The organism is Cellulomonas sp. FA1 (genome assembly GCF_000986825.1).
Classification (GTDB): Bacteria; Actinomycetota; Actinomycetes; order Actinomycetales; family Cellulomonadaceae; genus Cellulomonas; species Cellulomonas iranensis.
On the sequence record NZ_LBMY01000001.1, the window covers coordinates 1387693 to 1402377 of the forward strand.

A 14685-nucleotide genomic window follows, 5' to 3' on the forward strand; every position below is an offset into this window, starting at 1 on the left:
CGCGCGCCGAGGAGCGGCCGGTCACGCCTCGCGCGTGATCCGCACCCGCACCACGAGGTCCTGCGTCTGCGCGCCCGCGTAGATGCCGCGCAGGGGCGCGACGTCGTCGTAGCAGCGTCCGCGCGCGAGGACCACGTGGTGCTCGCCCGCCGGCACGCGGTTGGTCGGGTCGTAGCCGTACCACTCGCCGGCCCACCACTCGACCCACGCGTGCGACTCCCCCGTGACGGTCGTCCCGACCTCGCCCGACGAGTCCGGGTGCAGGTACCCCGAGACGTACCGCGCGGGCACGCCGATCGCGCGCAGCGCACCGAGCGCGAGGTGCGCCATGTCCTGGCACACGCCCGTCCGGCTCGCCCACGCCTCGGCCGCCGGCGTGTGCACGGTGGTGACCCCGGGGATGTACTCCATCTCGTCACGCAGCGCGCGGCACACCGCCTCCGCGGCCGCCGCCGGCTCGAGCCCCTCGGCCGCGGACCGCGCGAGCGCGACGACGTCGTCGGGGACGTCGGTGGCGTCGGTCGTGCCGAGGTGCTCCGCGAGCCGGTCGCGCACCTCGGGCCCGTGCAGCACGTCCCACGCGACCGACTGCGACGGCGCCGGGCGCTCGGCCACCTCGACGACGTGCTCGGCCGTCAGCACGAGCGAACGGTGCGGCGCGATCACCTCGAACGCGGTGACGTGCGTGCCCCAGTAGTCGCGGAAGTCGTGCGACCACGTCTGCGGCTGGATCTCGAGCCGTGTCTCCAGCACCGACTGGCCCGGCAGCGACAGCGGCGTCATGCGCGCCTCGTTGTACGACGCGACGACCGGGTCGGCATACCGGAACGTCGACGTGTGGACGATCCGCAACCTGCTCACAGCGCCTCCCCGACCCACGTCAGCTCCGCCCCGGACGGGAAGTACCGCGCCCGGATCGCGTCGGACGCCGCCGAGCACGCCCGCTGCACGAGCTCCATCTCGCGCGGGAGGTCGTCGAGGACCTCCAGCAGCGGCCGGTACTCGAGGTTCGAGCGCACGTGCCCGATGTGCCGGCGCGCGTCGTCGATGCCGGCGCGGTCCGCGACGGGCTCGAGCGCCGTGAGCGAGGCCTCCGCCTCGTTGAGCGCGTACACGATGGACCGCGGGAACAGCCGGTCGAGCAGCAGGAAGCCCGCGGCACGCTCGTCGGACGCCGTGCCGCGGTACGTCCGCAGGAACGCCTCGTGCGCACCGCACGAGCGCAGCAGCGTCGACCACCCCGGGCCGGCGGACCCGAGCAGCGCGCGCGTCGTCAGCAGACGGGCGGTCATGTCGGCGCGCTCGATCGCGCGGCCCAGCACCAGGAAGTGCCACGTCTCGTCGCGCGACGTGGTGGACTCCACGATCCCCGCGACGATCGCGGCCCGCTCGCGCACCCACGTGAAGTAGTCGTGCGGTCGTGCCGGCCGCATCTGCGAGGGCAGCTGGTTCCAGCTCGCGTTGAGGCACTCCCAGAGCTCGGTCGAGACGATCTCGCGCGCGCGCCGCGCGTTCTCGCGCGCCGCGACCAGCGCACCGGCGATCGACGACGGCGAGAACCTGTCGTACCCGAGCACGTCGAGCACGTGCTCGCGCCCCACCTCGACGTGGTCCGGCGGCGCCGGGCGGTCCATCACGGACAGCAGCGAGCGGCAGGCCAGGTCCTCCTCGGCCCACGGGTCCTCGAGCAGGATCTGCACGTGGACGTCGAGCAGGCGCGCCGTGTCGTCGGCGCGCTCGACGTAGCGGCCGATCCAGAACAGCGACTCCGCGATGCGGCTCAGCACGTCGTCCCCCCGACCGCGAGCGTCTGCTGCTGCTGCATGACCTGCACGCGCCGGTCCGACGGGTTCGAGTCGATCGGGACCGACGCGTCCTTCGGCACGGTCTGCGGCACCGTCTGCCCCGTGCCGGGCGCGCGGCGCGGCACGCGCCCCCCGAGCACCCAGGTGTCCTTCGACCCGCCGCCCTGCGACGAGTTCACGACGAGCTGCCCCTCCGGCAGCGCGACGCGCGTCAGCCCGCCGGGCAGCACGTAGACCGACTCGCCGTCGTTGACGGCGAACGGCCGCAGGTCGACGTGCCGGGGCCGCAGACCGTCCTCGACGAGCGTGGGCACGGTCGACAGCTGCACGACCGGCTGCGCGATCCAGCCGCGGGGGTCCTCGCGGAGCCGCCCGCGCAGCTCGTCCAGCTCGGATCGCGTCGCCCGCGGCCCCACCACGAGCCCCTTGCCCCCGGAGCCGTCGACGGGCTTGACCACGAGCTCGTGCAGGCGGTCGAGGACCTCCTCGAGCGCGCCGGGGTCCTCCAGGCGCCACGTGTCGACGTTCGGCAGGATCGGGTCCTCGCCCAGGTAGTACCGGATGAGGTCCGGCACGTAGGTGTACAGCAGCTTGTCGTCCGCGACCCCGTTGCCGACGGCGTTCGCGAGCGTCACCGTGCCGAGCCGCGCGCACGTCATGAGGCCCGGGCAGCCCAGCAGCGAGTCCGAGCGGAAGACCACCGGGTCGAGGAACTCGTCGTCGACGCGGCGGTAGATCACGTCGACGCGGCGGCGGCCCCGCGTGGTGCGCATCCACACGCGTCCGCCCGCGACGTACAGGTCACGCCCCTCGACGAGCTCGACGCCCATGGTGCGCGCGAGCAGCGTGTGCTCGAAGTACGCCGAGTTGTACACGCCCGGCGTCAGCACCACGACGGTCGGGTCGTCGACGCCCGCCGGTGCCGCCGCCATGAGCGCGGCGAGCAGCCGCCGCGAGTAGTCGACGACCGGCCGGATCCGCAGCGTCGCGAACAGCTCGGGGAACGTCTGGGCCATCGCCCGGCGGTTCGACAGCACGTAGCTGACGCCCGACGGGACGCGGACGTTGTCCTCCAGCACCCGCCACCCGCCCAGCGAGTCGCGCACGAGGTCGATCCCCGACACGTGCACGCGCACGCCGTTGGGCGGCTCGACGCCACGTGCGGCGCGGTGGAAGTGCGTCGAGGACACGACGACCGAGCGCGGCACGACGCCGTCGGCGACCGCCTTCTGCGGGCCGTACACGTCGGCGAGGAACGCCTCGAGCGCACGCACCCGCTGCGAGACCCCGGGCGCGACGTGCTCCCACTCGTCGCCCGCGAGCACGCGCGGCACGACGTCGAGCGGGAACGGCCGCTCCTCGCCCGCGAAGTCGAAGGTCACGCCCTGCTTGAGGTACGAGCGCGCGAGCGTGTCGGCCCGGGCCCGCAGCTCGCCCGCCGAGAGCTGCGCGAGCGCCGAGTGCACCTGCCGGTACGCCGCGCGGGCCTCGCCCTCCGGCCCGATCATCTCGTCCCACGCGGTCCCCGCCGGGTAGTCGTCGAAGAGGTCCGCCATGCCGCGAATGTAGCCGGACCGTGTCAACGTCGCGTTACGGGACGCACCGCTCACCCCTAGGCTCCTGGACGTGCGCACCGGACGACTGGCGGGACTGCTGCGGCAGGCCACGCGTGCCCTGCTCGCGCCGACGCGCGAGCGGGCGCCGCAGACCCGACCCGGCCCTTCCGCGCCGTCCGCGGGAGGCGCGGCGGCCACGCCGCCGGGCGGGGGCGTCCGACCCGCGTACGCGCCGCGCGACGACGGCCGGCCCGACCCCGGCGAGGTCGTCTGGACGTGGGTGCCCTACGAGGAGGACGCCACGCGCGGCAAGGACCGCCCCGTCCTCGTGCTGGCCGTCGAGGGCCCCGTGATCGTCGCGCTCATGCTCACGAGCAAGGACCACGACCGCGACGCCGCGGACGAGGCACGGCACGGCCGGACGTGGCTCGACGTCGGCACGGGCGCGTGGGACCCCCGCGGGCGGCCGAGCGAGGTCCGGCTCGACCGCGTGCTGCGCCTGCCCGCCGACGCGGTGCGCCGCGAGGGCGCCGCGCTCGACCGGCGGCGCTACGACGCCGTGGTGCGCGCCGCCGCACGGCTGCACGGCTGGTAGCATCGTCAGTTGCGTGTCCGCTCCGGGTCGGTGTGGACACACGCGCAGGCCTTTCCCGAGGGTGTCCCCACGCCCCAGTCCCGGCGCTGCGCACGCCCTCTACGACCTGTCAGATCGCTTCGGCGAACACAAAGAGAGTCCACACGTGGCGAACATCAAGTCCCAGATCAAGCGCATCCGCACGAACGAGAAGGCCCGGCTGCGGAACAAGGCCGTCAAGTCGGAGCTGAAGACGTACGTGCGTCGCGTCCGCGAGGCCGTCGCCGGTGGCGACAAGGAGGCTGCCGCGACCGCGCTCACGGTCGCCTCGCGCAAGCTCGACAAGGCCGTGTCGAAGGGCGTGATCCACGCCAACCAGGCCGCGAACCGCAAGTCGGCGCTCGCGAAGGCCGTCAACGGCCTCTGAGCCCGCCGCGCAGCTTCCACCTGCGCGCACGGTCACCTCGCGGTGACCGCACGAACGCCGGAAGGGCGGCACCCCCGCGGGGGTGCCGCCCTTCCGGCGTTCGTGCGTCGGGGCAGCCTCAGCTCTCCAGCGCCCACGTCTCGCGCGGCACGCCCGCCGGGACCGACGGCTGGAAGCCGGCCTCGCGCAGCGCACGGTCGAAGGCCCGGGCCGCGGCCTCGACGTCACCGCGCCGCAGGTACCGGTCGCCCAGGTCACGCCAGACGCCCGCCGAGTGCCGGGTCGCCGCCATCATGCCGAGCATGTCGGCGCCGCGCTGGTACGCGTCGGCCGCCCCGTCGTGGTCGCCCTGCGCGTCGAGCACGTCGCCGAGCGCGATCCGGGCCGTGGCCGCCTCCAGACGCGGCGCGTCCCCCAGACCCGCGAGCGCCGCCCGCGCGTCCGTCTCGGCCGCGGCACGGTCGCCGAGCAGCAGGTGCGCGCGCGAGCGCTCGACCTGCAGCCGCGCGACGTCGAGCGCCGACCCGACCGCCGTCAGCCCCGGCTCGGCCCGCTCGATCTGCTCAAGCGCGCCACGCGGGTCCGCCGGGTCCGAACGCAGCAGGAGCCACGCGTAGTTGACGCGCAGCCGCGGCAGGTCGCGGTCCGGCTCACCCTCCGAGAGCAGTGCGAGCGCGCGCTCGGTGTAGCGCTGCGCGAGCTCGTAGTCACGACGCTGCTCCGCGACGAGCGCGGCGTTCCAGTAGACGCTGCCACGCCCCCGGGGGGTGCCGAGCGACTCGGCGAGCCGCACGAGCTCGGCCGCGCGGTGCGTCGCGTAGAGCAGGTCCCCCCGCTCGACGTACGCCCACAGCACGGTCGACGCGAGACGCAGGTGCTCGTCGGTGCCGACGAGGTCCGCGCCGTCCAGCTCGGCGAGCGTGCGCTCCCCGACCTCGACCGCACGGTGCAGGTCCCCTGCCTCGAGGTAGCAGCCCACGAGCGCGGTCGTGAGGGTCGCCGCGCGCAGGTGGTCCGGGCGCTGCTGCGTCTCGAGGAGCAACGGCTCCAGGAGCGCGATCGCGGTCTCGAGCTCACCCAGCAGCTCGTGCGCGCGCGCGAGCGTGGTGTGCGCCTCGATGCGCAGCGTGGGCGTCACGACCGACAGGTCGAGCCCGCCGATCCGCTGGACGGTGCCGGCCGCGTCCCCGCTGGCCAGGTCCAGCCGCGCGTAGTCGAGCTCGAGTCGCGTGCGGGCCTCGTTGGGGCCGTCCTCGCCGTGCTTGAGGAACTCGAGCGTGGTGCCGAGCCGCTCGGCCAGCACGCCGAGCGCGGCGTCCGTCGGCTCGCGGTGCCCGGCCTCGATGAGGGAGATGTAGCTGGGCGAGAACGCGCTGCCCGCCAGGGCCGTCTGGGAGAGCCCAGCGGCCAACCGCGCCTCGCGGACACGGTCACCGATAGTCGTCATGAGAAGTCATTGTACGTATGACCTCTGGGTGCGCCAGACCCCATCGTCCCGGCGCGTCCACGCGGGTGCGGCGCCACGCCCGTGCGTGACGCCGCGACCCACGGATCGATCAGATCAGTGGAAGTCCTTGCAGCAGCCGCTCGCTCCACCGTTGAGCGAGGCGGACGCCGAGACGGCGGGCGTGGCGACCGCGAGCGAGCCGACGACCGCGAGAGCGGCGAGTGCGCTGGCCAGAGCCTTCATGTCGTATCTCCTGTCCGGTGTCTACGTATCTCCTGGGAACCGATGCCGACGGGCCTCCAGGCAGGCGGGCCGTCGCGGACAGGGTGACACACGGCACACCGTCGCCGCGACCCTGCGTTCACCCGGACGAGTGGTCCACGATTCCACCCGGCGGCCGAGGGATCACACGGTGCGACCTGTGGTGTCATAGTCCCCATGACATCGGACGGGCCCGACGCGGTCCTCGCGCAGCTGGGGGCGGCGGTCGACGCCGCGATCCCGCGCTCGCTCGCGCAGGCCTGGCAGGAGCACGTGGCGCACGCGCCCGTGCTCGTCGCGCGCCAGGGCATCTACTCGACGCACGGCCGCCCCTTCGCCTACCAGCTGTCGTACCGCGGCCCGGGTCTCCACCCCGAGCTCGCGCGGGAGTGGGGCCCCCTCGAGCACGAGCAGGCCACCGACCACGTGCTCGGCGCCACGTTCGGTCGCGCCGACCTGGAGCGCGTCGCGCACGGGCGGCTGCTGTTCGTGCGCTGCCCCCGCGCCCACCTGGTCGGGGACCTCGCGGTGCCGCACCGTCCGGACCGGCTCGTCATCGAGGTGAGCGCGACCGCCGACGTCGACGCGGCGGCCCTCGCCGGGCTGCGCCGGCTGCGGGAGGAGGGCTTCCGCATCGCGATCCCCGCGTTCGCGGACCGCCCCGAGCAGCGACGCCTGCTCCCCCACGCCGACTTCGTCAAGATCGACGTCCGCGACCTCGACGTCGAGGGCCACCCCGTCGTGCGGGTCGCGCGGTCGTTCGGCGCGATGCTCGTGGCCGAGTACGTCGAGACCGCGGACGAGCTGCGGCAGGCGCGCGACCTCGGGTTCACGCTGTTCCAGGGCAACCTCATCGAGCGCGCGGGCGTGCTGGACCGGGCCGACGACAGGCCCGTCGGCAGCGACGCCGGGCGGCAGCAGGGCGGACGACCCTTCCGCCCGTGACCTCGGGCGGGTGAATCCCGCACGCCACCGAGTCATGCCTCGCGCAGCGGTCCGTGACGCGCGGACGCGCACGACGGGCCGCTCGCAGCCCGCCGCCGCCCCGGGACGTGACGCCTCCGCAGACCTCAGCGGTCGACGGCGGCGGCGACGCGGAGCACGGCACGCTCGACCGCGAACCGCGGGTCTCGTCCTTCGCCCTTGACCTCGGCGTCGGCCTGCGCGACCGCCGAGATGGCGACCGCGAGACCCTCGGGCGTCCACCGCCGCAGGTCCTGCGCCGCGCGGTCGACCTGCCACGGCGCCATGCCGAGCTCCCGCGCAGCAGCCGCTCCCCTGCCGCGGACCGCACCGACCTTCGCGAGCGTCCGCAGGCGTGCCGCGACGGCGGCGACGATCGGGACCGGGTCCAGCCCTGTCGCGAGCGCGTGCCGCAGCAGGGCGACGGCCTTGCCCGCGTCGCCCGCGACGGCGGCGTCGGCGACCTGGAAGCCCGTGGCCTCCACGCGCCCCCCGTGGTACCGCTGCACCGCCTCCTCGCCGATGAGGCCCGTGGTGTCGGCGACGAGCTGCGCGCACGCGGCCGCGAGCTCGCGCAGGTCGGAGCCCACGGCGTCGACGAGGGCGCGCACGCCCCGGGCGTCGGCCCGGCGCCCGGCACGCCTCAGCTCGTCCTGCACGAACGCCGACTTGTCGGCGTCGGTCTTGACGGGGTCGCACGCCACGGTCGGCACCTGGGCCCGCTTCGCGGCGTCGAGGAGGCGCTTGCCGCGCTGCCCGCCTCCGTGGCGGAGCACCACGACGACGTCGGGCACGGGGTCGGCGAGGTACGCCTCGGCGTCGAGCAGGAGCGCGTCCCCGGCGCGCTCGACGCCCTCGACGAGCACGACCTTGCCCTCGGCGAAGAGCGACGGGCTGGTGAGGACCGTGAGCTCTCCCGCCGCGTAGGTCGCGGCGTCGACGCGCGTCACCTCGACGTCGGGGTCCGTCTCCCGCACGCGCGCGACGATCCGCTCGCTCGCGCGCTCGGACAGGAGCGCCTCGGCGCCGCTGACGAGCACGACCGGTGCGGGCTCGGCCTGCGACCACGGCACCCCGGCGGTGCCACCGCCGCGACCCGATCGCGCGGAGGTGCCACGGGAGGATCGAGCGGGGGCTGCCACGGGTCCAGCCTGCCAGACCCCGACGACACCGCCGCGCGCCGTCCGGTCACCCGTGCCGGGGCCGCACGAGCGCGGCCACCGCCACGACCACGAGGACCGCGCTCGCGGCCCCGACCGGACCGGGCCACCACGCCAGACCCGCGGCGGGCAGCCGCGCGACCCACCTCGCCACCGCCGCCACCCACCAGCACGCCGCGCCCGCGACCGCGGCGAGCGCCGCGCCGCCGGGTGGCCACACGGTCGCGACGAGCGCGGCGAGCAGCCCCAGCACGGTCGCGGGCGCGATCGCGGGCACCACGGCGAGGTTGGCGAGCACGGCCCACGGCCCGAACGTGGGCCACACCGCCAGCGCGACCGGCAGGCACCCGACCTGGGCGGCCACGGGTGCCGCGAGCAGGCCGGCGGCGTCCCGGCCGCACAGCGGGGCGAGCCGTTCGACGAGCGGGCGCGCGAGCAGCACGAGGCCCGCCGTCGCCGCGACCGACAGCCCGAAGCCCACGTCGACGGCGAGCCACGGGTCGGCCACCAGCAGCACCACGACCGCCGTGGCGAGCGCCGCGGGTCCCACGGAGCGGCGTCCCACGACGAGCCCGAGCAGACCGACGCCTCCCATCACGGCCGCCCGCACGACGCTCGGCTGCGGTCCGACGACGAGCAGCATCAGACCACCGGCCGCCGCGACCGCGGCCGCACGGACCACGAGCGGTGCCCGCAGCGCGCCGGCGAGCGCGAGGACCAGCGCACCCACGATCGCGAAGTGCGCGCCCGACACGGCCGTCACGTGCGTCAGCCCGGCGGTGCGCATCGCCGCCACCAGGTCCTCGGGCACGGCGCGCGTGTCGCCGACCGTCACGGCGGGCAGCAGGCCGCGCACGTCGGGCGGCAGCGGAGCCGCCACGGACCGCGCACCGGCACGCACGCGCTCCGCCCAGGTGTGCGCGGTGCGCGGGTCCGCCGTGACCGACGCGGGCCCGCGCACGCTCAGCCGCACCGCCGCGCGTCCCGCGCGGTCGGACGGGGAGAGCGTCCCGCGCAGGCGCACGACCGCGTCGGTCGGGAGCCCGGCCGGACCGAGCGTGGTCACGGGCGCCGCGACGGCCCGCCACGCCCCGTCGACCCGCACCGCGGTGGCCGCGACGGTCACGCGCTCGCGCGGCGCGGAGCCCGCGGTGACGGCGCGCGCGTCTCCGCCGACACGTCCGACCAGCTCGACCGCGTCTCCTCGGGCGGCCGCGGCGGCGAGCACGTCGGGTTCCGCCGCCGCCCGCTGCGCACCGCCCGCGACCAGCACGGCCGCGGCGGTCGCGAGGGCGAGCGCCGCGACCCGGGCGACCCGCCCCGGCAGGCCGCGACCCGCCGCGCGCGGGGCGGGTGCGGTCGCGCGACGCCACCGGGCGCTCGACGCGCCCGCCACGCGGCCCGCCGCCGCGGCGAGCACCGCCGCAGCGGCGGCCGCCAGCAGCCAGCCCGCGCCGGTCGCCGCGGGTCGCAGGACGCCGGGCGCGAGCGTGACGACGAGCGCGGCGCCCCACGCCGCGACGGCGGGCGGCACGAGGCGCAGGTCCGCAGCGGTCGTCGCGGCCGACGGCGACGCGCTCACACGCGGACCCGCGCACGCAGGTCGGCCATGAGCGCGGGTCCGATGCCGGGGACGTCGTCGAGCTCGTCGACGCTCGTGAAGGGCGTCCGGGTGCGGTGCTCGACGATGCGACCCGCGAGCACGGGCCCGACCCCGGGGAGCTCCTGCAACGCGGTCGCGTCGGCGCGGTTCAGGTCGACGAGCCCGTCGTCCGGCGCGGAGCCGTCGGGCGCCGCGGCGAGCTGCTCGCCGACGACCGGGACGCGGAGCTGCTCGCCGTCGGTCACCGTGCGCGCGAGGTTCAGGGCGCCGAGGTCCGCGTCCGGCGTGCCGCCGCCGGCCGCGGCGAGCGCGTCGGCGACCCGGGCGCCCGCGTCGAGCCGCACGACCCCGGGGGTCCCGACCGCGCCGACCACGTGCACGACGACGCCGCCCGGTGCGGTGGCGTCCGGTGCGGGGGCCGGGCCGCTCGCACCGGACGGGACCGCCGCCCCGGGTACGGGCAGCTCGACGGCGTCGCCTCGGGGCGCCGTCGACGCCCGGAGCGCGACGCCGCCCGCCGCGAGCGCGAGCACGAGGACCGCGGCGCCGACGGTCCGCCAGGACGGTGCCCAGCGCGTGCGCGGCGGGTGCGGCGCGGGCGGGCGCTCGACCCGGTCGGCCGCGTCGGCGAGGGCGGTGGCGACGTCGGGGTGCCACGGCTCCGGGGCGACGGGCCGCGGCGTCCAGCCCGTGTCGCGACGGTCCGCGACGGGCGTCGCCGGCGGTGCCGCGAGGGCCGCGAGCCGGCGGGCGACGTCGGGCGGGACGGGGGGACGGTCGGGACGCACCGTCGCGACGCTAGGGACCGTGACCGCCGAGCGGGTGCGCCGCTCGTCCCCGCGGGAGCGAGCGGCGGGTCCGTCGTGCTGTGGGCGGCTCGCCGGGCGTCAGGCGTCGGCGACGACCACGGCCAGAAGGCCCGGGCCGACGTGCGCGGCGAGCACCGCACCGGCGTCCGCCACGACCGTCTCGACCACGCGCGCCCCCGGCGTCGCCGCGAGCCTGGCGGCGAGCGCGTCGGCGACGTCGGAGGGCCCCACGTGGTGCACGCCCACGCGTGCCGCAGGTCGCGCGGCGAGCTCGGCGGCCGCGACCTGCTCGAGCCGCTCGCGCGCCGCACGCCGCGTGCGGATCTTCTCGGCCACGACCAGCCGGCCGTCCTGCAGCGACAGCAGCGGACGCAGACCCAGGACCGTGCCGAGCGCCGCGGCACCTGCGCCGAGGCGTCCGCCGCGCCGCAGGTGGTCGAGCGAGTCCACGAGGAACCACACCTGCGTGCCGCGCGCCGCCTGCGCCGCGACGCGCGCGACCCGCTCGGCGTCCGGCCACGTCGGCGCGGCGTCGGGCTCACGGCGCGTGACCCGCGCGACCCACCGCCGGACGGCCGCCGCGCGACCGTCGGCCGGCGCCGCCGTGACGTCAGGACCGGCGAGCTCCGACGCGTCGAGCGGCGTCGCGGCGCACCGGGCCGCCGCGAGCGCCGCGAAGCCGAGACCGAGGGCGGCGCTCCGCGAGTCCACGACGCGCACCGGCACGGGGCTCACGGTCGCCGCGGTGCGTGCCGACCGGACGGTCCCCGACATCTCGCCCGACAGGTGCACCGAGACGATCTCGTGCGCGCCGGCGGCCGCCGCGCGCTCGTAGGCGGCGGCGAACGCGGACGGCGGCGGCTGCGACGTCGTCACCTTCGCGCCGCGCTCGAGCGCCTGCAGCAGCTGCTCGGGCGTGACGTCGACGCCCTCGACGTGGCGCGCGCCGTCGACGCTCACGTCGAGCGGGACGACGTGCAGCCCGACCTGCGCGGCGAGCGCGGGCGGGAGCGCCGCGGTCGAGTCGGTCACGACCGCGACGCGCGGCACCGCCGCGGCGCCCCTCGGCGTGCCGGTCAGGCCGGCACCACGTTGACGAGCTTCGGCGCCCGGACGACGACCGTGCGCACGTCGCGCCCGGCGAGCGCGCGCTGCACGCCCTCGTCGGCGAGCGCGAGCTCGCGCAGCGCGTCGTCCGTCACCGACGTCGGGACCTCGGCGCGCCCACGGACCTTGCCCTGCACCTGGAACACGCACGTGACGGTGTCCTCGACGAGGTGCTGCGGGTCGGCCTGCGGGAACGACGCGTGCACGACCGACTCGTCGTGGCCCAGGCGGGCCCACAGCTCCTCGGTGATGTGCGGCGCGACCGGCGCCGTCATGACGACGAGCGCCTCGACGGCCGCGCGCGGTGCACGCTCGAGCGTCGTCAGGTGGTTGTTGAGCACGATGAGCTTGGCGATCGCGGTGTTGATGCGCATCGCCTCCATGTCCTCGCGGACGTCGGCGATCGTGCGGTGCAGCACGCGCAGCGTCTCGGCGGACGGCGCGTCGTCGCTGACGACGAGCTCACCGGTCGTCTCGTCGACGACGTTGCGCCACAGCCGCTGCAGGAAGCGCTGCGCCCCGACGACCGCGCGCGTCTCCCACGGCCGGGACAGGTCGAGCGGACCCATCGACATCTCGTAGACGCGCAGCGTGTCGGCCCCGTACGCCTCGTACATCTCGTCGGGCGACACGGCGTTCTTCAGCGACTTGCCGATCTTGCCGTACTCGCGGTTGACGGGCTGGCCGTCCCACGTGAAGCCCGTGGGCGACGCCTCGTCCTCGACGACCTCGGCCGCGGGCACGTAGACGCCGCGCTCGTCGGTGTACGCGTAGGCCTGGATGTAGCCCTGGTTGAACAGCTTGTGGAACGGCTCGGCGCTGCGCACGTGGCCCAGGTCGTAGAGGACCTTGTGCCAGAACCGCGCGTACAGCAGGTGCAGCACGGCGTGCTCGACGCCGCCGACGTACAGGTCGACGCCGCCGGGCGAGCCCGCGGGCTGCGAGCCGTGGCCCGGGCCCATCCAGTACTCCTCGAGCGCGGGGTCGACCAGGCGGTCGTCGGCGTGCGGGTCGAGGTAGCGCAGGTGGTACCAGCACGAGCCGGCCCAGTTGGGCATGGTGTTGGCGTCGCGCCGGTAGGTCTTGGGCCCGTCGCCCAGGTCGAGCTCGACGTGCAGCCAGTCGGTGTTGCGGCCCAGCGGCGGCTCGGGCTCGGAGTCGGCGTCGTCGGGGGCGTAGGTGCGCGGCGAGAAGTCGGGGACCTCGGGCAGCTCGACGGGCAGCGCCGAGTCGGGCAGCGCGATCGGCGTGTCGTCCTCGTCGTAGACGACCGGGAACGGCTCGCCCCAGTAGCGCTGCCGGCTGAACAGCCAGTCGCGCAGGCGGTAGGTGACGGTGCGCTCGCCGACGCCCTTGGCCTCGAGCCACGCGACGATGCGCTCCTTGGCCTGCGCGACGTCGAGCCCGTCGAGGCTGATCTCGTCGTTCGACGAGCCGACGACCAGGCCGTCGTGCGTGCGCGCACCGGGCGGCGTGCCCTCGGGCGCGTCGACCGTGTAGACCACCGGCAGCCCGAACGCCTCGGCGAACTGGAAGTCGCGCTCGTCGCCCCCCGGGACCGCCATGATCGCGCCGGTGCCGTAGCCCATGAGCACGTAGTCGGCGGTGAAGACGGGCAGCAGCTCGCCGTTCACGGGGTTGACGGCCAGGTGGCCCGTGAAGACGCCGGTCTTGCGGCCCGCGTCCTGCTGGCGCTCGCGCGCCGTCTTGGCGGCGGCCTGCGCGCGGTACTCGGCGACCGCGTCGGACGGCGTCGCGTGGCCGCCGGTCCACGCGCTCGACGTGCCGTCGGGCCACGCCGCGGGCACCTCGTCGAGCAGCGCGTGTTCGGGCGCGACCACGAGGAACGTCGCGCCGAACAGCGTGTCGGGTCGCGTGGTGAAGACCTCGACCTGCTCGCCGCCCTGCACCGCGAAGCGCACGCGTGCGCCCGTCGAGCGGCCGATCCAGTGCCGCTGCATCGACTTGACCTTCTCGGGCCAGTCGATGCGCTCGAGGTCGTCGGTCAGGCGGTCGGCGTACGCCGTGATCCGCATGTTCCACTGGCGCAGGTTGCGCTGGAAGACCGGGAAGTTGCCGCGCTCGGAGCGCCCCTCGGACGTGACCTCCTCGTTGGCCAGCACGGTGCCCAGCCCGGGCGCCCAGTTCACGGGCGTGTCGGACAGGTACGCCAGGCGGCGCGAGTCGATCACGCGGCGGCGGGTCGCGGCGTCGAGGTCGGCCCACGTCGCACCCGGCGTGACGCCCTCGACGTCGGCGGGCAGCGCGCGCGTGCCGGCCTCGTACTCGGCGACCAGCTCGGCGATCGGGCGCGCGCGCCCGGTGCCGCCGTCGGGGCGCACGGCGTCCTCGTCGTACCAGGACTGGAAGATCTGCAGGAAGATCCACTGCGTCCAGCGCACGTACTCGGGGTCGATCGTCGCGAACGAGCGGCGCGGGTCGTGCGCGAGGCCCAGCCGGCGCAGCTGGCGCTGCATGATCGCGATGTTCGCCTCGGTCGTCACGCGCGGGTGCTGCCCCGTCTGCACCGCGTACTGCTCGGCGGGCAGGCCGAACGCGTCGAAGCCCAGCGCGTGCAGCACGTTGTCGCCGCACATGCGCCGGTAGCGGCCGACCACGTCGGTCGCGATGTACCCCAGGGGGTGCCCGACGTGCAGGCCCGCGCCCGACGGGTACGGGAACATGTCCATGACGAAGAACGCGCGCGAGCCCGGCTCGGCGTGCCGTCCGGCGCCGTCGGTGAGCGCCCCGACCGGGTTGGGCGTGTGGAACGTGCCGCGCCGGTCCCACTCGTCCTGCCAGCGCAGCTCGATCTCCTGCGCGAGGGCGGCGGTGTAGCGGAACGGGACGTCGTCGGGGGTCGGGTTCGGGGACTGGTCGCTCACCCGGGAATCCTATCGACGCCGCACGGTCGCCCGGCGCCGCGGCCCGCGCCCGGACCGGCGCGGCGCCCGGTTCGTCCCTAGGATCACG

Annotated in this window: 13 protein-coding genes; 3 read left to right on the top strand and 10 right to left on the bottom strand. The window is 76.0% G+C overall.

Going from position 1 to position 14685, the window contains the following annotated elements:
- Positions 1-21: 21 nt before the first annotated feature.
- Genes GY42_RS06200 through GY42_RS06210 form a run of 3 tightly spaced genes read right to left on the bottom strand, consistent with a single transcriptional unit; the run spans position 22 to position 3361 of the window.
- Positions 22-861: a transglutaminase family protein gene (locus GY42_RS06200; RefSeq protein ID WP_046528673.1), complete on the bottom strand. Its 840-nt coding sequence runs from the start codon at positions 859-861 to the stop codon at positions 22-24.
- Positions 858-1787, bottom strand: coding sequence for an alpha-E domain-containing protein (locus tag GY42_RS06205; RefSeq protein WP_046528674.1), 930 nt, complete (start codon positions 1785-1787; stop codon positions 858-860). The genes GY42_RS06200 and GY42_RS06205 overlap by 4 nt, the downstream gene beginning before the upstream one ends.
- Positions 1781-3361 (bottom strand): circularly permuted type 2 ATP-grasp protein, encoded by a 1581-nt coding sequence (locus GY42_RS06210; RefSeq protein ID WP_046528675.1) that lies wholly within the window; start codon positions 3359-3361, stop codon positions 1781-1783. Before GY42_RS06210 ends, GY42_RS06205 begins: the two co-directional genes overlap by 7 nt.
- Before the next feature lie 70 nt (positions 3362-3431).
- On the opposite strand from GY42_RS06210, the gene GY42_RS06215 reads away from it, so the two are divergent.
- On the top strand, positions 3432-3956 hold the full coding sequence (locus GY42_RS06215; RefSeq protein ID WP_236686729.1) for a type II toxin-antitoxin system PemK/MazF family toxin: 525 nt from the start codon (positions 3432-3434) through the stop codon (positions 3954-3956).
- A 145-nt stretch (positions 3957-4101) separates the two neighbouring features.
- Complete coding sequence (rpsT, locus tag GY42_RS06220; protein ID WP_046528676.1) at positions 4102-4362, top strand: 30S ribosomal protein S20; 261 nt, start codon at positions 4102-4104, stop codon at positions 4360-4362.
- 118 nt (positions 4363-4480) lie between these two features.
- Here the strand turns inward: rpsT and GY42_RS06225 are convergent, their stop codons facing one another.
- Complete coding sequence (locus GY42_RS06225) at positions 4481-5809, bottom strand: helix-turn-helix domain-containing protein (RefSeq protein ID WP_046528677.1); 1329 nt, start codon at positions 5807-5809, stop codon at positions 4481-4483.
- Between the two features lie 114 nt (positions 5810-5923).
- Positions 5924-6052: a hypothetical protein gene (locus tag GY42_RS20005; protein WP_255430519.1), complete on the bottom strand. Its 129-nt coding sequence runs from the start codon at positions 6050-6052 to the stop codon at positions 5924-5926.
- Between the two features lie 195 nt (positions 6053-6247).
- Here GY42_RS20005 and GY42_RS06230 point away from each other — a divergent pair, with 195 nt between their 5' ends.
- Positions 6248-7015, top strand: a complete 768-nt coding sequence (locus GY42_RS06230; RefSeq protein ID WP_046528678.1) for an EAL domain-containing protein — start codon at positions 6248-6250, stop codon at positions 7013-7015.
- Positions 7016-7140: 125 nt separating this feature from the next.
- On the opposite strand, the gene holA is transcribed toward GY42_RS06230, so the two are convergent.
- The 5 genes from holA to leuS all read right to left on the bottom strand — a co-directional run bounded on the left by holA (position 7141) and on the right by leuS (position 14597).
- Positions 7141-8106 carry a DNA polymerase III subunit delta gene (holA, locus tag GY42_RS06235; protein WP_046528679.1) on the bottom strand — a complete coding sequence of 322 codons (966 nt, stop codon included), beginning with the start codon at positions 8104-8106 and terminating at the stop codon, positions 7141-7143.
- A 115-nt stretch (positions 8107-8221) separates the two neighbouring features.
- Entirely contained in the window at positions 8222-9775 is a 1554-nt protein-coding gene (locus GY42_RS06240; RefSeq protein ID WP_052748235.1) for a ComEC/Rec2 family competence protein, read from the bottom strand.
- Positions 9772-10584 carry a ComEA family DNA-binding protein gene (locus GY42_RS06245; RefSeq protein ID WP_052748236.1) on the bottom strand — a complete coding sequence of 271 codons (813 nt, stop codon included), beginning with the start codon at positions 10582-10584 and terminating at the stop codon, positions 9772-9774. The genes GY42_RS06240 and GY42_RS06245 overlap by 4 nt, the downstream gene beginning before the upstream one ends.
- A gap of 99 nt (positions 10585-10683) precedes the next feature.
- A complete protein-coding gene (locus GY42_RS06250; protein WP_082131699.1) occupies positions 10684-11637 on the bottom strand; it encodes a DegV family protein in 954 nt (317 codons plus the stop codon).
- 44 nt (positions 11638-11681) lie between these two features.
- Positions 11682-14597, bottom strand: a complete 2916-nt coding sequence (gene leuS / locus GY42_RS06255; protein ID WP_046528681.1) for a leucine--tRNA ligase — start codon at positions 14595-14597, stop codon at positions 11682-11684.
- Positions 14598-14685: the final 88 nt, after the last annotated feature.

Excerpts from the sequence above, each read along its gene's own strand:
- GY42_RS06210 (WP_046528675.1), bottom strand. The coding sequence starts at position 3,361 with ATGGCGGACCTCTTCGACGACTACCCGGCGGGGACCGCGTGGGACGAG.
- GY42_RS06225 (WP_046528677.1), bottom strand. The coding sequence starts at position 5,809 with ATGACGACTATCGGTGACCGTGTCCGCGAGGCGCGGTTGGCCGCTGGG.
- GY42_RS20005 (WP_255430519.1), bottom strand. The coding sequence starts at position 6,052 with ATGAAGGCTCTGGCCAGCGCACTCGCCGCTCTCGCGGTCGTCGGCTCG.
- GY42_RS06230 (WP_046528678.1), top strand. The coding sequence starts at position 6,248 with ATGACATCGGACGGGCCCGACGCGGTCCTCGCGCAGCTGGGGGCGGCG.